The sequence below is a fragment of the Mesorhizobium sp. ORM8.1 genome, assembly GCF_053005525.2.
The window spans coordinates 6,848,274-6,867,154 of record NZ_CM132600.1; the positions used below are offsets into that span (position 1 = coordinate 6,848,274).

General features: G+C 59.1%; 16 protein-coding genes. 11 read left to right on the forward strand and 5 right to left on the reverse strand.

All coding sequences use genetic code 11. From position 1 onward, the window contains the following. The first annotated feature begins 55 nt into the window (after nt 1–55). Together ACVDG8_RS34165 and ACVDG8_RS34170 are read left to right on the forward strand one after the other, a co-directional pair. A complete protein-coding gene (locus ACVDG8_RS34165) occupies nt 56–877 on the forward strand; it encodes a hypothetical protein (protein WP_447252405.1) in 822 nt (273 codons plus the stop codon). A 91-nt stretch (nt 878–968) separates the two neighbouring features. Beyond that, the gene (locus tag ACVDG8_RS34170) at nt 969–2,153 is read left to right on the forward strand and encodes a hypothetical protein (RefSeq protein ID WP_447252406.1); all 1,185 of its coding nucleotides are present in this window, start codon (nt 969–971) and stop codon (nt 2,151–2,153) included. Between the two features lie 363 nt (nt 2,154–2,516). Here the strand turns inward: ACVDG8_RS34170 and ACVDG8_RS34175 are convergent, their stop codons facing one another. From ACVDG8_RS34175 to ACVDG8_RS34190, 4 genes are all read right to left on the reverse strand, one after another. Then, entirely contained in the window at nt 2,517–2,741 is a 225-nt protein-coding gene (locus ACVDG8_RS34175) for a helix-turn-helix domain-containing protein (protein ID WP_447252407.1), read from the reverse strand. Nucleotides 2,742–3,091: 350 nt separating this feature from the next. After that, nucleotides 3,092–3,301 carry a hypothetical protein gene (locus ACVDG8_RS34180; protein WP_447252408.1) on the reverse strand — a complete coding sequence of 70 codons (210 nt, stop codon included), beginning with the start codon at nt 3,299–3,301 and terminating at the stop codon, nt 3,092–3,094. A 250-nt stretch (nt 3,302–3,551) separates the two neighbouring features. Then, nucleotides 3,552–3,791 carry a hypothetical protein gene (locus ACVDG8_RS34185; protein WP_447252409.1) on the reverse strand — a complete coding sequence of 80 codons (240 nt, stop codon included), beginning with the start codon at nt 3,789–3,791 and terminating at the stop codon, nt 3,552–3,554. 1,215 nt (nt 3,792–5,006) lie between these two features. Further along, a complete protein-coding gene (locus ACVDG8_RS34190) occupies nt 5,007–5,465 on the reverse strand; it encodes a MucR family transcriptional regulator (RefSeq protein WP_447252410.1) in 459 nt (152 codons plus the stop codon). A gap of 1,879 nt (nt 5,466–7,344) precedes the next feature. Here ACVDG8_RS34190 and ACVDG8_RS34195 point away from each other — a divergent pair. Continuing rightward, nucleotides 7,345–7,821 (forward strand): hypothetical protein, encoded by a 477-nt coding sequence (locus tag ACVDG8_RS34195; protein WP_447252411.1) that lies wholly within the window; start codon nt 7,345–7,347, stop codon nt 7,819–7,821. Nucleotides 7,822–7,964: 143 nt separating this feature from the next. On the opposite strand, the gene betI is transcribed toward ACVDG8_RS34195, so the two are convergent. After that, nucleotides 7,965–8,555, reverse strand: a complete 591-nt coding sequence (betI, locus tag ACVDG8_RS34200; protein WP_447252412.1) for a transcriptional regulator BetI — start codon at nt 8,553–8,555, stop codon at nt 7,965–7,967. A 304-nt stretch (nt 8,556–8,859) separates the two neighbouring features. Between betI and ACVDG8_RS34205 the strand changes: the two genes are divergently transcribed. The 8 genes from ACVDG8_RS34205 (at nt 8,860) to ACVDG8_RS34240 (ending at nt 18,713) form a co-directional block, all read left to right on the forward strand. After that, nucleotides 8,860–9,828 carry a thiamine pyrophosphate-dependent dehydrogenase E1 component subunit alpha gene (locus tag ACVDG8_RS34205; protein WP_447252413.1) on the forward strand — a complete coding sequence of 323 codons (969 nt, stop codon included), beginning with the start codon at nt 8,860–8,862 and terminating at the stop codon, nt 9,826–9,828. Between the two features lie 13 nt (nt 9,829–9,841). Further along, entirely contained in the window at nt 9,842–10,849 is a 1,008-nt protein-coding gene (locus ACVDG8_RS34210) for an alpha-ketoacid dehydrogenase subunit beta (protein ID WP_447252414.1), read from the forward strand. 21 nt (nt 10,850–10,870) lie between these two features. Next, complete coding sequence (locus tag ACVDG8_RS34215) at nt 10,871–12,001, forward strand: acetoin dehydrogenase dihydrolipoyllysine-residue acetyltransferase subunit (protein ID WP_447252415.1); 1,131 nt, start codon at nt 10,871–10,873, stop codon at nt 11,999–12,001. Next, a complete protein-coding gene (locus ACVDG8_RS34220) occupies nt 11,998–12,774 on the forward strand; it encodes an SDR family NAD(P)-dependent oxidoreductase (RefSeq protein ID WP_447252416.1) in 777 nt (258 codons plus the stop codon). Before ACVDG8_RS34215 ends, ACVDG8_RS34220 begins: the two co-directional genes overlap by 4 nt. A gap of 54 nt (nt 12,775–12,828) precedes the next feature. Further along, a complete protein-coding gene (locus ACVDG8_RS34225; RefSeq protein ID WP_447252417.1) occupies nt 12,829–13,773 on the forward strand; it encodes an ABC transporter substrate-binding protein in 945 nt (314 codons plus the stop codon). A gap of 103 nt (nt 13,774–13,876) precedes the next feature. Further along, nucleotides 13,877–14,956: a quaternary amine ABC transporter ATP-binding protein gene (locus ACVDG8_RS34230; RefSeq protein WP_447252418.1), complete on the forward strand. Its 1,080-nt coding sequence runs from the start codon at nt 13,877–13,879 to the stop codon at nt 14,954–14,956. Next, nucleotides 14,953–17,055, forward strand: a complete 2,103-nt coding sequence (locus ACVDG8_RS34235) for an ABC transporter permease (protein WP_447252419.1) — start codon at nt 14,953–14,955, stop codon at nt 17,053–17,055. Before ACVDG8_RS34230 ends, ACVDG8_RS34235 begins: the two co-directional genes overlap by 4 nt. A 233-nt stretch (nt 17,056–17,288) precedes the next feature. Beyond that, nucleotides 17,289–18,713: an aldehyde dehydrogenase family protein gene (locus ACVDG8_RS34240; RefSeq protein WP_455707417.1), complete on the forward strand. Its 1,425-nt coding sequence runs from the start codon at nt 17,289–17,291 to the stop codon at nt 18,711–18,713. Nucleotides 18,714–18,881: the final 168 nt, after the last annotated feature.

An 18,881-nucleotide genomic window follows, 5' to 3' on the forward strand; every position in this document is an offset into this window, starting at 1 on the left:
GGGTCTGACGTCGGTAATTCTGAGTTCATTTGCGCTGTCTGGGTGCGGGACGCACGTGCCGCAGCTCGCCGAGGTCTGGGAAAAGGATGACATTCACGACAACTTGGTCTTTCGCATCAAACAGAGCATCTTCTGCGAGCTGCGCCAGGCCGTAAACGCCCAAAAAGGCCAGACCGCCACGGGGCTCGATCGCAAACCCACCGAGGCCCTTCCGGACAATTGGGGCGCGCAGCTCACCCTGGTCATGCAGGTCGACGAGACGGGCGCGGTGAATCCGGGGGTAAGTTTTCTTCGCGACATACCGGGCGGAAGCTTTACCCTGTCGACGGGTCTAGTGGCCTCGTCACAAGCAACGCGCGTGGATAGGTACTACTCGTTCTTCAGTGTTAAAAGCCTGAAGCCAGAACTCGACCAATCTGACACGTCGTGTGGGAGGACCATGCCGGATGGCACGTTCAAGCCAATCGATCGGCATGGCGCTTCTCCCTTGCTTTCAGACAACCTTGGGATCAATGCCTGGTTGCAGGGTGCTCTCGTTCAGATGAACGGCATCCCCTCATCAAATTTCCCCAAGAGCCAGGCAAGCAAACTCGATGTCTTGTCTTACGATGTGAAATTTATCGTCGTCACCACCGGCACGGTGACGCCTAGTTGGAAGCTTGTACGGTTGACCTCAGCCACCAGCCCCGCGCTGGTGTCTGCCAACAGGACACGCACGCACGAACTGCTGCTTACCTTAGGGCCGACCGAGGCGGTGCCGGCAACCAAGACCAGTAAGGCGACCGTTGTGCCTAGCGCGGCGTCCTCGGCCGTACATTTGTCAGGGGAACTACAGCAGGCCGTGGCGAACGGTCTGCGATCCATGGTGGCGCCATAAGTGGCGCCGTGGGAGTGCTGAAGAGCCGCACGCTTGGATGACTGCTGCGCAGCCTGTTGCCGGCCGAGAGTTCGGAAGTAGAAGTAATCCAGTGATTGAACTTGCAATGCTCAGATTGCTCATTGGTACCGCCTTTTTTGCGATCTTTTCCTCGGCAGGCGCAAATGCCGAAGCCAAGTTTCCGCATGACGAACCACCACCTTCGCTCCTCACCCGGCGTGGCGATCTTGCGCCGCGGGCGTTTGTAGGCAAGCCGCAACCCAAAGCTCTCTCAACCTGCGAGGGGCTCTATGCCGAGCCGTTTGCGCAACTCGTAGACGTGCCCCCGCGTCCATGCCCAGCGGCCAAACGCCGAGACTATAGACCTCACAACCATGGCTTTGGGTTCGAATTGCTCGACCTCGAGTCGGAAGCTTGCTTCGTCTCTGATGAAAGCTATCGCTTGTTGGATGATATTGTCGACAGCGTCGTCGCCAAGATGTCAGCGCCGAAAGCCGCACTTAGTGAAAGCGACAAGGTTCTCGCGATTAGCCGCGCGACAAGCGACGAAATGGAAGCGCGAGGCTTCGCACTGCATATTCCAACCAATACCCTTGGTGACGCCCTCTATAGCCGGGATTACCCTGGAAGCGCTTTCAGGCACCTGTTCGACTGCGACACTGGCTCCATGATCCTGATCACTGTGGCCGACACCCTGTCAGTGCCCGCCCGGTTGGTCGAGATATCGCTGCCCGGCGGAGACCAACATAATTATGTCGAGTGGCCGCTGCATTCAGGGGCCTCCGTCGATTGGGACATGAACGGCCGGTCGCAATGCGTGACGCCACCAAGCCAACCGGCCTACCAGGCCTACGGGATGCCACGCGATGAGGCATTGGGTTACGGCTATTTTCTGCGCTATTTTGAATGGAAAGACCAAGGTAACATGCCGCAGGAGATTGCCGATCTAGAGCAGGTCGCCAAACGTCGCCCCAATCATCCTGTCGGCAGCAATCTCCTCGCTTGGCTCATAGCCACTGAAAGCTTTCCGGGTCGTGAACGGCTCAAGGGGCAGGCTGTCGAGGCTGCCAGTCGGGCGGCAGCCATCTTGCCGATGGACGGCGATGTTCTCGATACATTCGCGTGCGCCCAGGCTTTTTCCGGCGACTTCAAAGCGGCTGCGAAGACAGAGGCTGACGCGATCAGATATTCCAGCGCGGATCACAAACGACTTTTCCAAGATCGAATAAAGCTTTTTGAGTCGCCCGAGCCATCTGATTGCACGGGAGTGAGGTAGGCCTGGCTTGCGCTACACAGGCAGGGACGTGAAATCGGCTTTGCATTGTGGGGCAGGGAAGGGCGTATTTCTTTCCCCAAATAACGACCTCATAGGACACTTCCGAATTTTGTTTGCTATCAACCCGTCGTGCGCCGAGTTTGCCCCGCGACAGAGATGCTCAAGTCACGGCTTTTCAAAGCGATTTTGATTCCAAAGTGACGCGGCGTGATCCAGCATTCCCGACGGGTATCGAGCGGGTTGGTTGTGGAACTTCCTCTCTGTATCGTCTATCCTATTGAAAAACATCGAAAAAATCTGCATCGCTAAGAGCGCGGGGAACGGCTTCTGGGGGATTGGATGTGTCCCCGTCACCAATCACGCTCACTCACTGTCGTTCATGCTGAACGGCGTTGACGCACGGCACGCCACTGTATTCTTTTGGTCCCACATCTCGAGTTCCTCAATTGGGTACAACACCGCTTTGCCAAGCTTGACGTACGCCGGTCCAATCCTCTTGGCTCGCCAATTTCGTAGCGTTCCAAGAGAGATGCTGCCGCGATAGCGTTCCGACACCTCCTCAGCTGTCAAAAATTTCCTGTAATCCATCAGACTCTTCCAGATTTCCCGAATCGGGTCGAATGAGAAGGCTCGAGCACGTTCCCTAGCCGTGGATAATGCAGTTACACAGCCGTGAGTGAGCATGTGTGACCGAGGAATAGAAGCCGCGGTGCGCGGGAGTAGAACCTGCGGATATCGCCGGTTAGAAATCGGATGGACTGTTAATCCGTTTGGAGGATCGACCCTGCGCGGCAGGAAAGCGCGATGTAGCGTGCCTTGAAAGGTAAGCCTTTGCTTCTATTGTTGACGGTTACCAGTTGCTCGAGTTGGGGAAGGTAGGGCATCGGCGGCTCGGTTCCGCCTCCCGAGGCTCCGTAAGCCACCATCAGCGATATTAGTCAGGCACGTCCACCCGGGACGGCGAAACCAAGGTCGATGTACTCACCCTGGAAACACTTGGTGAGGATGTCCGGATCGCCATCAACCGTGAGACGGCGGCCGTGATGATGATCAAAGCGCTTAGCGCCATCGCTCTGGAACTGCGCTAATAGGGTTCGGCGATGTCTCGCGATGAATTCGTCCAGGAACTTGAAAGCGCCGCTGATCAAATCGCGGATGCGTCGCGGGCGGACTTACAGGTAATGCTGCGGCGTGCAGCGTTGCTGTTGAGGAACGTTAGCGGGCTCAGCCTAGAACCGCGCACGGACGAAATCCTGCGCGCCCTAGCCGACGAGATGGGGAACTGGGAAGCTCGATCTGGTGGAGCCGATTTTGGCTGATTGGTTGATATCCCACGCCTACATTCCGGTGCGCCGGGTGCTGGACGAGGAATGTGACACCGCTGGAAGCGGTTAGGTACTATCGCTTTCGGTTGCCGGGCTCCTCGATGACGATTCCCGCGCCGCCAACATAAAAACCATTGGCGTTGATTTCGCGAAGCGCTTTGTCAGAGTCGAGACCAATGCGATTTTCACCGGGCTTTAAATCGATGGTTTTCTGGAATGCCCAGGGGCCGCCCTGAGAGGGAAGGTTGGCACCGGACCGATCGCCCGTGAACCCATAGGCGTTGCCCTTTCCCTTGAACACGTGAACTTGCATTTAAAACCTCCCTTTTTGGTGGATCCTTCCCGCTGCTCCAGGCTTGCCCGTACCTAGTAATGGCACGAACATTGTACAAGGATGTCGCCGGCTCGCACCGCGCCTGGACACGGATGTAGATTCACGCAATTTTCGGCCCCACCATCACAACAAAAGGGCCGCTGCCCGTTTCGGGCTTCTTGCAGTCGCAAAGAACGAAAAAAGAACAAAAACCTTGTGGGAAAACCCAGCCTTTGCAGGCATGGGATAGCAATTGCTTGTAGATTGTATGGGCTGGCTGGGGTCTGCGGTGTCACCTGGCAGATGACTTGAACCGCAAACCCCGCGTTCCAGTACGGAGCGACACCCGCGGAGAGGTGGCTGTTAACGGCAGCCACCTCTTTCCGGTTACAGGGTGTAACCACTTTGGTTCCATGTCGCGTTTTTCGCAACTCACGTTTCGTCCGCCGGCGGGCTTTTCCACCGCCCATATGGGATTGTCATATTAGCGACCGCTTGACGAAAACACCTCCAGCGCCAGACTCGTCCTATGGCAGAGGGCAGCATCAAGGTCGGCGATACGGTGGCTATCACGGCAACCGTACGCAAGCGCGTCACTGAGGATCGGGTCAGCGTATTGATCCCCTCCTATATCCAGCCTCATTCGATCGTGGACAGCACACCTCACAGCGGGCAGAAAATCGAGCTGACCGGCGAAGTCCTTCGCGTCGGCGATGACACGGTCACTGTATGGAATCTACCGCGCCGTAGATCGCCAGGTAGTACCATCAGATCTTGGCCAAGCCGTGGTTTGCCGAGAGCATTCTTGACATCGTTGCAGGCAGGAAGAGGGGCGAGTTCCTGCACGTCCGCCTGGACTATGGCGGCCGAGGTTCGCGCGGCCCACCTCGGTCCGGGCGGGACGGAGACCTTCGCGTCGCGGCCGAGGCCGTTGTCGAGCGGCCCGTTGATAGCTTCAGCGATGACGATAGGTGCCTGGGCGTATTCGCAGGCGGTAGCACAGATAGTGACCAGCAATTAGAGTCACCACCAACCGGCACTGCCGCAGATTGACTGAGCGGCAAATAAAGTAATCATGTATTACCGTCCCGTTAGGAAAAAAGACCGGCGCCCTCGCTGGAGGTTGCCCCGAATGGCGCCGGCCAGACGGTCCTTTTCAGGTCCACGGTTCTCCAAATATAGCTGAGTCTTTCCGCTGCGTCAGGTGGTGGCGGACTACGCTTTGGCTTTCCGCTTCGCAGGTGCCTTCTTGGCTGGTGCGATGGGTTCAGCCTTGCGGCCAAGCCCGATGGACTTCGCCAGTTGCGAGCGCTGAGCGGCGTAATTCGGAGCTGTCATAGGGTAGTCGTGTGGCAAGTTCCATTTGGCGCGATAGGCGTCCGGTGTCAGGCCAAAGTCCGTGCTGAGATGCCGCTTCAGGGATTTGAACTTCTTGCCGTCTTCGAGGCAGATAATGAAGTCCGGCGTCACCGACCTCTTCGGGTTGACCGCGGGAGTTTGCGGTTCAACGACAGGCGGAATCGGCGTGCCAAGTCCGGACAGCGAAGCATGAACCGATGCTATCACGTCCGGCAAACCAGACACCGGCAATGGATTGTTGCTGACATATGCTGAGACGATATCGGCTGTTAACTCAGCTAGTTCGGCAGGGCGGGTGTCGGATTCGTTGGTCATTGGTGGTCCTTTTGTCTGATTTATTCCCTCTCTATTGGTTGATGATCAACGACGCAACCGCCCTCCTAAGCTTGGTCTATCGAACTGCAGTGGAGCCGACGCGGAATTCGTACGGACTTCGGACAACCCTTTGATGTTATTTCAGAAGTAGCAAGGGCCGTAGAGCGAACGAGGCTTGTGGAGCGAAGTTGTCTGCCGAGCATCCGGTTTGGCTGGGGTTCCTGGAAGCTTTTCGAACTTTCTTTCGCGCGCCGTCGGCAGAATTGCGTGAGCTGGTGAATGAGGTCGGCATATCCGAACCCTCTACGCGATAGCCTAGTGGTGGATCAGTTTGAAAATCCGCCCTGTACGCCGCACGGCCGCAAGCAAGCCTGCTTGCATCTAAAGCCTTGGCGGTGTCGTTTCGAACGCGCGGCGTTTCGCAATTGCTACGGTACCATCGGAAGGATGGGCAAGTCGTGAGTCTGCGAGACGATCTGATGTCGGCGACGCGATACGGCGTCATGACGATCCGCGATGCAGCGGTAGACCCGGCAGAGTTCCGAGCGGCTCGCCGAAGCAACGTGCGATCTGATCCGCTGGCAGAATATCGATGAGCAAGGCTGCAGAGCAGGTTGGCGCCGGTTGATCTATAGATGCCTGCCTCGGGCAGCCGTTATTGGACAATGGAAAGTGATGTCAGAATCCAAACATTTTTGGGCAAGCAGCCGAAGATACGCTACCGTGTAGCCAATCGAGGCTGGAGAAATGATTGGAATGAAGTGGATTGCAACGACTGTGATTGCGGGGTTCTCTATACTATATTCAGCTCAGGTCATCGCTTAAACGATAGCCGCCCCGCCTGCAATCACTTCGCAAACACAAATGGCCCACTGTGAGCAGGTAAAACAGTTCACCAAAGATTATTGTGCTTGTGTAGGGAAGACGTCCGATTCGCTTGCTGAAAACGATGAAATTTTACGTTTCTTCCTTGAAAGTTCAGGAAAAAGTGAGCAAGATATAATAAATCTTTATAAGTCTATGATAGACAGCACTGTTTACGATGATCATAATTTTACAAGAAAAGAAAAACGTGAATTTATAGAAGGGAAATTCCTTTTATTCGCGCATAGGGTGACTATAAATTGCAAGACGAAATAAATCTGGCGATTTAAGATCGCAGGTTCTACAAGTGCATCTTCTGGCAAGATCCCGATGAGACGCGTTCAGCACTTCAACCCTGAGACAGGCGAATACATCCTGCTCGATATCGCCACTGGCATGGTGCTCGCGCGGGCGTGAGGGAGCCCGGCAAGTCGCTCGGCTCTCCGTTCCCCGGCGTCGAAGAGATGAGCCGATGCAACTGGAGCGGTTCGAGCTTCGCCAAGCTGACCCGTTGGGGGACTTCCGCTGATTTTTGAAATAGCTCAACTTTAAATAAGACGTTTGAGCAATTCGCAACTGTATCGCTGCACTATTACGGGATGCTGAGAATTGCGCAGGGCTATCCATTTCGCAGGTGTCTGGCCCGCATTCTGTACTGCCTGATCTTTGCCGGGCTCTCCATCATTCCTTTCGGCTTGTCGACCGCACATTGGATAGCGCGCACCTACGGGTTCCTGGTCGGCTTGCCGATTTTCTTCGCGGCCTACAGCGGCGTCATGACGCTTCTTTTTTGGCTTGTGAATAGGGTCAATGACGCCGCCCCAACGTTTACCCTTCCACCGGGGGTACGATCAGCGTCGGACCGCCTATAGAGGAAGCCGTCAAGGATACAGAACTGTCTGTGGAAAAGATCCTGAAAATCGCACAGTCTCAGCAGAAGTGATCGTTAGCGCCGTCACAACGGCACCGATGTCGTAGCAGCCCCTCCTTAAATCGCCGTGGCAACAGGATTCCGATGACGGTTCGCATTGTTGGCGGCAACCTCCGCGACCTGTCCTGCATGCCGCTAACCGACAACGGGAAGACAGGGACCGAGATCGACTGCCAGCTTGACGATTGGACGCCGCCGCCGCTGGCGCTGTATGCTCTCCAAGGCCCGGCCTATCTGGTCGAGATCGACCGGAACCCGGAGCGGCGTTCGGCGCTGCACCGCTTCGCTCTGGCCTCTGGATCGCTTGGAGCTGGAGCACCGATTGGGGCCAAGGGCAAGCTTGCCGCCCTTATTGGCAGGCCCCACTCCCCAACGCGCGGTATACCGAAAAAGCTCACCACGTTAGGCGGCCGTCATCAGGCGGCCGTTACCTATGATGGTGGGTCTGAAATGGTAGCGGGAGACCGCTACATACCGAGACCCACTATCGAAGACGCATTCTTCTGCTATCGGCGGCACGCGACTCAGTCAAGAGATTTTCCAGTTTTCGGACAGCCGTGAAGCGGGGGCGAATCGAGTGATCGCATACATCTTGACGTTTGGACGTGGCCGCATTTCGTCAGTATCCTTAGGCCCGGTCAGTCACGCATCCCTAATCTACTGTTCCGAGCTGCGGCATAGGGACAAGCGTCGAGCTTCGACCACTAGCCCGGCAGGCTACCTGAATCCAACAAACTGTCGACTAGGCTATTCAACATGACCAGCGCCGCATCTCGCGAGGGCTCGACCTTGGTCACGGCCAAGCGAACCCACATCCCATCCATCAACATGGCGATCATTTCTGCTGCGCGCTCGGCTTTCACGTTGGGTAGGAGTTGGCGCAGTTCGTGCAGCAGATTGCTGCGCATCCGCGCGTTCTGGATATTTAGCAATCTTGCGAAGCGCTCGGAGAAGGTTGCTTGGGCGCAGTAGGAAATCCAATATTGAGCCCGGCTGGCAATGTACATCCGCTCATCGAAGTTGCCGTTGCAGATTGTGGTTAGGCGCTCCTTCGGTGTCTTGCACCGGCGCAGGCTCGCCGCGATCTCTTCCGAAATAAGCCGATTCCCGAAACGCACGGCGGCTTCCAACAATTCGTCCTTGCCCTTGAAATAGTGGTGGACCAGGCCGCGCGACATGCCGAGGCGCTCAGCTACCTTGGCCAGGGTCACGCCATGAAACCCTTCCTCGGCAAGGATGTCGAATGCAACCTGCTGCATGTCCTTGCGTCGTATGTCGCGAATTCGTGTTTTCATTCAATCCTCTAGGCCACTGACAGCACGTGCCCGGGGCGACAGTCAAGGCAGATTATGCCGGAAGTCGAGAAATTGGCACCGCGCCAAAAAATTGGCTCATGTGTCAACTTTTTGTTGACAAGCCCCTCTGTCGACGCCAACCTGCTGTCAACACGATGAAGGGTAGGGAGAGGCGAATGAGCCGGCCCAACGATGAAGTTGCGCTGATTGCACGCGAGCTTGCGGTCGACGGTGGAATGTTGGCCGATATGGCCGCACCCATCTGCGTTCCAAACTCAGTCTGCGCATGGCGGGAGGCCGGCTCATGCAAATGAGCCGTGACACATTGCGCACCGCCTATCGTCAGATGCGGACCATCCGCGCTTTTGAGGATGCGGTGAACCGCGCTTTTTCCAACGGTGAAATCCCCGGCTTCGTTCACCTCTACAGCGGGCAGGAAGCGTGTGCCGTAGGCGTGTGCATGCACCTCGATGACCGTGACTACATCGGTTCGACGCATCGCGGACACGGCCATTGCATCGCCAAGGGCTGCGATATCGATGGCATGATGATGGAGATCTTCGGCAAGGCGGGCGGCCTCTGCGGTGGCAAAGGCGGCTCAATGCACATCGCCGACATTGAGCGCGGCATGCTCGGCGCCAATGCGATCGTGGGCGGCAGCCCGCCCTTGGCGGTAGGGGCCGCGCTGACCGCCAAGACGCTCGGGACCGATCGTGTGGCCGTCGCCTTCGCCGGTGATGGAGGCTCTAACCAGGGCACGATGTTCGAAGCCATGAACATGGCCGTCGTCCTCAAGCTTCCGGTGATCTTCGTTGTTGAAAATAATGGTTATGGGGAGGGGACCGGCGTCGACTATGCGGTCGGTTCCAGGGACATCGCCGCTCGCGCCGCTGGCTTCGGCATGCCAGCAGAAGGCATCGACGGCCTTGATTTCTTCGCCGTCCATGAGGCGATGGCAGAAGCGTTGGCAAGAGCGCGCGGTGGTGAAGGGCCAAGTTTCATCGAGGCGCGCTGCGTGCGCCACCACGGCCACTACTGCGGCGATCCGCAGAGCTATCGGTCCAAGCAGGAGTTGGAGGTGGCGCGGACCGATGGGGACCCACTGCTTCGCTTCCGTGCCCGCGTCGGCGCGTCGGCCCTTCTAGAGACGGCCGAACTCGACACCATCGACGCCGAGGTCGAACGGCAGGTCGCAGCCGCCGTGGTGAAGGCACGGGCGGCAGCGGATCCGTCGCCCTCCGCCCTGCTGACCGACGTCTACCTCAGCTATTGATCGGACGCACAACATGTCAAAGAAGACTTTCCGGCAAGCGATCAACGAAGCCCTCCATGCCGAGATGCGGCGCGATCCGCGCGTGGTCGTGATCGGGGAGGATGTCGCAGGCGGCGCCGGCGGCACCGGGGTAGACGATGCCTATGGCGGCGTCATGGGGGTGACGCGCGGGCTGGTCGGCGCCTTTGGCCGCGAGCGCGTCATCGACACGCCGATCACCGAAAGCGCCATCATGGGAATGGCGGCGGGCGCCGCCGTCACCGGCTTGCGGCCGGTTGCCGAACTGATGTTCGTCGACTTCATCGGCGTCTGCTTCGACCAGATATACAACCAGGCCGCCAAGTTTCGCTATATGTTCGGCGGAAAGGCCAAGACGCCACTGGTCATCCGGGCGATGTTCGGCGCCGGCTTCAGCGCCGGGGTGCAGCATTCGCAATGCCTCTATTCCTTCTTCACCCATATTCCGGGCCTGAAGGTCGTCATCCCGTCGACGCCCTATGACGCCAAGGGATTGCTCATCGAAGCCATCCGCGACGACGATCCGGTCATCTTCCTAGAGCACACCAAGCTCTACGACATTGAGGGGCAGGTACCCGACGAGGCCTATAGGATCCCCTTCGGCGAAGCCTCCGTTCTACGCGAGGGGGGCGACGTGACGATCGTGGCGCTGGCGCGGATGGTGCATGTCGCGCTGGAGGCAGCCGACCGCCTAGCGGCATCCGGTATCCATGCGACGGTAATCGATCCGCGCACGACCTCGCCGATCGACGAGGACACCATCCTGGAGAGCGTCGCTGAGACCGGCCGCCTCGTGGTTGTCGACGAAGCCAATCCACGCTGTAGCGTGGCCAGCGAGATCGCGGCCATCGTCGCAGACAAGGCCTTCCACGCGCTGAAGGCGCCTATCCGGCGGGTGACCGCCCCCCATACGCCGGTCCCCTTCGCGCCGGTGCTGGAGGCTGCCTACATCCCAAACGCCGGACAGGTCGAAGCCGCCGTCCGGCGCCTGCTCAACAAATAAAGCCGACCGAAAGCGATGACGATGCAGATCACAGCCATATCGATGCCGACCTGGGGCCTGACCATGGAAGAGGGAACGCTAGTCGAATGGCTCGTGCCCGAAGGCACTCGCGTCGAGCCAGGCATGGAGCTAGCCGAAATCGAGACGACGAAGGTCACCAACATGCTCGAAGCGCAGGAGGCAGGAGTGCTGCGCCGGCACGTCATCGCTGAGGGAGAAACGCGGACCTGCGGCGCCCTGATCGGCATTCTTGCCGACGAGACGGTACCCGACGCCGAGGTCGATGCCTTTATCGCCCGCTTCGCCGATAGTGCGGCCGGCGAGGCGACCTTTGCGCCGGCGCCAGCGCCCAGGCAGCTCGATCTGCCCGATGGACGCAGACTTCGCTACCTGCAGGTCGGCGATGGCGGCACAGCCGCCCTGCTGATCCACGGCTTCGGCGGCGATCTCGACGCCTGGCAGATGATCCAGGCGTCTCTGGCCGTCGACCGGGCGGTCTATGCGATCGACCTGCCGGGGCACGGCGAGTCGACGAAGGAGATACGGACCGGCGATCTCGCGGAACTTGCCGAAACGGTTTTGCATGCCATGGATGCGCTTGGGCTTGAGCGGGCGCATTTGGTGGGCCATTCGCTCGGGGGAGGCACCGCCCTGCAATTGGCGCTGGCGCATCCGGGCCGCGTCGCTTCGCTCGCGCTGATCGCGCCTGTCGGCCTGGCAGAGACGATTGATCCGACCTTTCCAGCAGAGTTCCTTGCCGCCAAGAGGGCGCGTGACCTACAGCACTGCCTTGGCAGACTGTTTGCCGACCCCTCGATAGTGGGCCGGGAATTCGCCGACCAGGTCTCGCGCAACAAACGGCTCGATGGCGCCGAGGCAGCGCTCTCGAAGATCGTTGTGGCCTGTTTCCCGGATGGGCGCCAACGCTCGGTGCTGCTCCCGGCCCTCGTGGCCTGGATCGCCAAGCATCCGGCAATCCCGGTCGCCGTTGTCTGGGGACAGGAAGACGCCATCCTCTCGCCTGATCCTCTCGGGCAACTGCCCGCGTCGGTAGCCGTGCATCGGCTGCCGGGCGTTGGCCACATGCCTCAGCTGGAGGCTGTGAAGCAGGTCAACGCCATCCTCTCGGCGCATGTGGGAGCAGCAGCATGACCGGTCGGCTGGTAGGACGCGCCGCTTATGTGACGGGCGCAAGCCGCGGCATCGGGCGTGGCATTGCGCTGGCGCTTGCGAGCGAGGGCGCCGCTGTCGTCGTAACCGACATCGAGGCGGAAGCCGCAGAGGCCGTTGCCGCAGAAATCCGCGGAGCAGGCGGACGGGCAGAGTCGCGTGTCGTCGATGTCAGGAAATGGGACGACTTCGTCGCTCTGGTGGCGGATGTCGAAAAGCAATTCGGCCAGCTTGACATCGCCGTCAACTGCGCCGGGGTCATCAGCGTGGCCGCTGTCGAGGACGTGGCGGAAGCCGAGTGGGACCGGGTGATGGATATCAATACCAAGGGCGTGTTCCTATCGTGCAAGGCAGCGGTCCCCGCGATGAGGCGCAATGGCTTCGGACGCATCATCAACATCTCCTCGGTTTCCGGCAAAGACGGCTACCCGAAACTGGCTCTTTACAGCGCCTCCAAATATGCGGTGCTCGGTTTCACCAATTCTCTCGCCAAGGAGGTCGCTCGCGACGGCATCACCGTGAACGCGATCTGCCCCGGTGTCGTGAAAACGCACATGTGGGACATGCTGTCAGACGAGTTAAGAGAGCAAGGGGAAACGGCGGAGCAGTCATGGCAGCGGCATGTGCTTGAGTTCGTGCCGCAGGGCCGGCCGCAGACGCCCGAGGAGATCGGAGGTCTCGCAGTCTATCTGGCACTCGCGCCGAGCGTCACCGGACAGTCAATCAACATAGACGGAGGGCTCACGTCGCACTGACATCGGGTTACTTCTCGGAAATGAACGGGGACAATTACAACAGGGAGAAAAGAGATGTCCAAGTCCAGTTTTTTCAAGTTCACGTCAGGCTCACTCGTGGCGATGCTCTTCGCAATGGGATCCGGGGCGGCTCGGGCCGCCGACATAGGGGCCAAGGACGAGCCTATCAAGCTGGTGATGGCCGAATGGACAGGCCAGCACGTGACCACACATATCGCCGGGGCCCTTCTGCAACGCATGGGCTACAAGATCGAGTATGTGACCGCGGGTGGCTATCCGCAGTTCACGGGCCTCGCTGACGGTACGCTCGACGTGACGCTCGAGATCTGGATGAACAATGTGGGCGACATCTTCCCGAAGGTGCTGAATGAGGGGAAGGTGGAGGACATTGGCCAGCTCGGCCTCCAGACAAAGGAGGGCTGGGTCTATCCCAAGTACATGACGGATGTCTGCCCTGGCCTGCCGGACTGGACTGCGCTCACCAAGCCAAACTGCGTCCAGGCGCTGACATCCCCGGAAACCTTCCCGAACGGCCGTCTGCTCGACTACCCAGCTGACTGGGGCTCCCGATCCGGGCAGATCATCAAAGACAACAATCTGCCCCTGACTACCGTGCCGGGCGGGTCCGAGGGCGCGATGGTCGCCGAGCTCGAATCCGCAGTTGCGGCCAAGAAACCTCTGCTCATGATGTTCTGGGCGCCTCATTACATCTTCGCGGAAGCCGACCTGGGATGGGTATCTATGCCGCCCTGCAAGTCGCAGGACAACGATCACTGCATCAATCCTCCCGAGGTCCATAAAGTGGTATGGTCGGGCTTCAAGGACAAATGGCCAGCGGCCTATGAATTCCTGAAGGCGTTCCAAGAAGACGCGGACACCCAGCAGCAGATGATTTTGGCGATCGACAGGAAGGGCCAGAACATCGACACGGTCGTCAACGCCTGGATCGACCAACATCAGGACGTCTGGCAGCCCTGGATACAGAAGGCTACGCACTGATGCGGGATCGCTCGGCCGCCGGACGTCGGCGGCACCTCGATATCAGGGAGGTGGCGCCGGGGGGCCGGCGTCCCCCACACGCCCCTACGGCGATCATAACGAGATGAAAGCAAGCGTCATGACAAAAGCGGAGCCGGAGCGGCCCGTGAAGCTATCCTGCCGAAGCCTATGGAAGGTATACGGCGCTCCTGCCGAGCGCCTCGCCCGAAGCCGAGAGCTCTTTTCCGACCCGGGCGCCGTAGGCGAACGCCTCAAACGAGCCGGGCAAATCCCGGCGGTGATTGACGCCAGCTTCGATGTCCATGTCGGCGAGATTTTCGTCGTCATGGGCCTGTCCGGCTCGGGAAAATCTACACTACTGCGATGTCTCTCGCGTCTGATCGAGTCCAGCCATGGCCAAGTGCTTCTGGATGGCGAGGACCTGCTCGCCGCCAGCCCGAAGCGGCTGATTGAACTACGCCGAAGCAGCATGGGGATGGTGTTCCAGCATTTCGGGCTGCTGCCTCATCTGAGCGTCCTCGACAACGTGGCCTTTCCGCTCCGCGTCCAGGGATGTACCGTCAAAGAGCGCTATGTGAGGGCGACGGAAATGATTGCGCTGGTCGGCCTCGAAGGTCGAGAAGGGTCCTTTCCCCATCAGCTTTCCGGCGGCCAGCAGCAGCGCGTGGGAATCGCGCGCTCGCTAGCAGTCGGGCCTGGGCTCTGGTTCCTGGACGAACCGTTCTCGGCGCTCGATCCTCTGATCCGGCGACAGATGCAGGATGAGTTTCTCAGGCTTCAGAAGAAGCTCGGAAAAACTATCGTGTTCATCACCCACGATATCCAGGAAGCCTTCCGCCTGGCGGACCGGATCGCCATCATGCGCCAAGGCGAAATCATCCAGATCGGCCGGCCAACCGATATCCTGCGCGGCCCGGTCGACGACTACGTGGCGCAGTTTGTCGAAGACATATCGCTGCTTCGCGCTGTCCATGCCGCAGATATCGCAGCCCAGAACAGCGTCGACTGCGGCCCGGGCGTGGAGACTGTGCTGGACACGATGTACGTGGAGGAGCTTGTGGCCAAGGTTGCTGCCGGTATCACCGGATTCCGCGTGGTCAATGCAGCAGGAAACGTCGTGGGGGCAATCGATCGCCAAACCGTACTGCAGATGCTTGAACGAGACAGGGAACGGCGGCATTGAATGAGCTCAACACGGCCGCACCTCGGCGGTTGCACTGGGATGCCGGCCTGTCGGTCTGGATGGCGGTGGTATTCTTTACGGTTCTTTGCCTAGCTCTGCGTGGCGTCCTGCCTTGGCTCGCCGCGTATCCTTCCGATTGGGTCGCGCCTATAGCACAATGGGTGGACGCTTGGAGTGCCGCCATCACAGACCTGGTTCGGCCGCTATTTCGCAGCATCTCCTGGCTGCTCACATGGCCGATGGTGGGTGTGCAAACTGGCCTGCAATGGCTTCCCTGGCCGATAACAATGATCGTGGTCGGGATTATCGCACTGCGTGCCGGCGGCTATCGCCTAGCTGCTTTTTCGATCTTCACTCTCGGCTACCTCCTGGTGACCAAATACTGGCCCCAGAGCATGAACACCATGGCTCTCGTCCTGTTGGCCATTCCAATCTCCGTCTTCGCAGGGTTCGCTATTGGCGTCCTCGCCTTTCAGGTAAGGCAGGCGCGAGCGACCATCAACGTCGCGCTCGACGTGATGCAGACTATGCCGGCCTTCGCCTATCTCATCCCGTTGCTGCTGCTGTTTGGATTCGGCCCGGTGGTCGGGCTGATTGCCAGCTCCGTCTATGCCATCCCTTTCATGGTGAAGAATACGATACTGGGCCTTGAGCGTGTCCCGAGCGACATTGCCGAGGCAGGCGTGATGAGCGGCTGCACGCCACGGCAGCGCTTCTGGCTGGTGGATGTGCCGACGGCGGCACCTCAGCTCCTGGTTGGGATCAACCAGACGACGATGGCCGCGTTTAGTATCATGATCATCGCCTCGATAATCGGCGGCTTCGCTGATATCGGCTGGGAAGTCCTTTCTTCGATGCGCGCGGCGGCATTCGGCCAGAGCTTGCTCGCCGGCGGTGCGATTGCGCTTCTCGCCATGGTCATGGACCGGATCACGCTTGGCCTGGCCGGGCACGGCGATGCCACGCAGCATCCGGCCTGGCTTACCAGCCGGCGTATGTGGAGCATAATCGCCATGGCACTGATCGGTGCTTGGCTCATCCGACTGAGCGGAATCGCGGTTACACTCCCCTTTGCCTCTGAGCGAGGCCTTATCGACGCCGATGCCATCAATCATTGGGTTCTGGGCCTCGTTGCTCACTTTGACGGCCCGATCGAGGCTTTCAAGAACGGGGTTCTCTATTACGCTATACTGCCGCTTCGGATCGGCATGATCCGTGCCGTAACGCCGTTTACCTGGGGCATTGACTTAACTCCAACGGTGATCGCCGTTTACCTGGGATCGATAGCTGCCATAGCCTGGAGCCTCGCTCTGCGCTTTAGCTGGCGTCCGGCGTTTGCCGTAGTCATCGCAGCGCTCTATTTTTTCTTCGGGTTTTCAACCTTCCCTTGGCCCGCCACGATCGCGCTAATTGTCACTCTGGCCTGGCGATGCGCCGGTCGCTCAGTTGCGCTGTTCTCGCTATCAAGCTGCATCTTCATCCTTTTGACGGGCCTGTGGGAGCCCTTCATGCAGTCGGCCTATCTCTGTGGCCTGGCGGTACTGTTGTGTTTGGCTATCGGTGGGGCTCTCGGCATTTGGGCGGCACACAGCGACACGGTTTCACGAGTGCTGCGGCCCGTACAGGATGCACTGCAGACGATACCTCAGTTCGTCTTCCTCATTCCGGTCTTAATGTTCTTCAAGGTGGGGGAACTCACTGCACTGATCGCAATCATGCTCTACGCGATCGTGCCACCGATCCGTTACACCGAGCATGGCATTCGAAACGTGCGAGTCGATTGCGTCGAGGCAGCACGACAATGTGGCTGCACGCCTGCGCAACTGCTGTTCCAGGTCAAGCTGCCCCTTGCCATGCCGAACGTGATGCTCGGCCTCAATCAGACCATCATGGCCGCCTTGTCCATGGTGGTGGTCGCGGCACTTGTCGGCACAAAGGATCTCGGTCAACAGGTCTACATCGCGCTAGGCAATGCCAGCGCCGGCCTCGGTCTGACGTCTGGTTTGGCAATCGCGTTGGTCGCCATGGTCGCCGATCGCATAATTCGGGGATGGTATGATCGCCATTATGTTTATGCGGAGCCTACAGATGAAAGTTGAGCATCATACGCCTGATGCGGAACACTCTCCTTGAGCGTCGGCTTGGGCTGTGCGGTGCGGGTTTGACCAGTCGCTAAAGTCCTCGGGTGGCTTGGTCCCGATTAACGGCTGCCTGGTTGGGAAAACGGATCAACGAAACGGCTGTTTTCGATGAGGCACCGTGAATAGCCATCTGTCGACCCGCCCTCGACCCGCGGCGGCAAACCAGAACGACGAACGGATTGGAGAAGCAAATGCATCATCAGCAGTTCTATATAGACGGTAGGTGGGTCGACCCGGTCGGATTGAAAGTTCTCGATGTCATCGATCCTTCAACGGAGGAGGCATACACCCGCATTGCGCTCGGATCGAAAGCGGATGTTGACAAGGCAGTTATAGCAGCGCGCAACGCCTTCGATCAGTTCTCACTCGCGTCTACCGACTACCGCATTGCACTGCTCCGACGAGTGCTTGCGTCTTACAATACCCGCTACGATGATCTCGTTAAGGCGGTTACCCAGGAGATCGGAGCGCCTATCAATTTTGCTCGCGAAGCCCAGGTCTTTGCGGGCCGGATTCATCTCGAAGCGACGATCGATGGTCTTGAAAACATGCTTTTCGAGACCATCCGGAACGGGACGCGAGTCATCCGCGAGCCTATTGGCGTTGTGGGGCTCATAACGCCATGGAACTGGCCACTCAACCAGCTGATCTGCAAGATCGCGCCAGCACTGGCTGCCGGCTGCACGATGGTTCTCAAGCCCAGCGAAATCGCACCAATAAGCGCAATCATTCTGGCGGAAGTCCTGGACGCAGCGGGCGTTCCGGCTGGCGTGTTCAACCTGGTCAACGGTACAGGCGACGAGGTTGGCACTGCAATATCGTCACATCCAGATATCGACATGGTTTCGTTCACCGGGTCCACTCGAGCCGGCATCCTTGTGACCAAGGCTGCCGCGGACACAGTGAAGCGAGTTAGCGTCGAACTTGGCGGCAAATCACCAAATATCATCTTGCCAGACGCTGACCTTGAGACGGCGGTTCGAGGGGGAGTGTCGGCCTGCTTTGGAAACAGCGGACAGTCGTGCGATGCGCCGACGCGCATGCTTGTTCCGCGAGTTCATCACGACCGCGCCCTTGAGATTGCGCGTGCGGCCGCTGAAGAGCACAAAGTGGGAAACCCACTCTCGCCTGACACTGTCTTGGGCCCCGTTGCGAGCCAACTTCAGTTCGACAAGATTCAGGCCATGATCCAGGCCGGCATTGACGAGGGAGCGACGCTCGTCGCTGGCGGAATCGGGCGGCCTGACAACCTGAACCGCGGCTACTACGTACGGCCGACAGTGTTCGGGAACGTGATGCCCGAAATGCGGATCGCTCGCGAAGAGATCTTCGGTCCCGTCCTTTCCGTGCTCTCCTACGACGACGAGGACCAGGCCGTTCGGATCGCGAATGATAGTATATACGGTCTTGCGGCATATGTGCAGTCCGGAGACCTGGGCCGTGCACGGCGCGTGGCTCGTAGGCTTCGAGCGGGCACGGTTCAGATCAACTATCCCGATTGGGATACCCACGCTCCCTTCGGAGGTTACAAGCAGTCCGGTAACGGCCGCGAGTACGGCGAACACGGCATTGCTGAGTTCCTGGAGACCAAGGCCATGATCGGTTACGGGAACTGATTTCGCCGCCCCGTCTGGGGCTGTGAGAGTAAGACTCGGAGGCTACTTTCGGGGTGGTGCGTCTGAACAGGTCTTAGTTCGTCTCCCTTGGCCGCTGCTCTGCCGTACGGGGTAGGGCAGCGGCCACGAAAACTATCGGGAAAGGGCAGGAGGTCAGCGCTCGAGCGG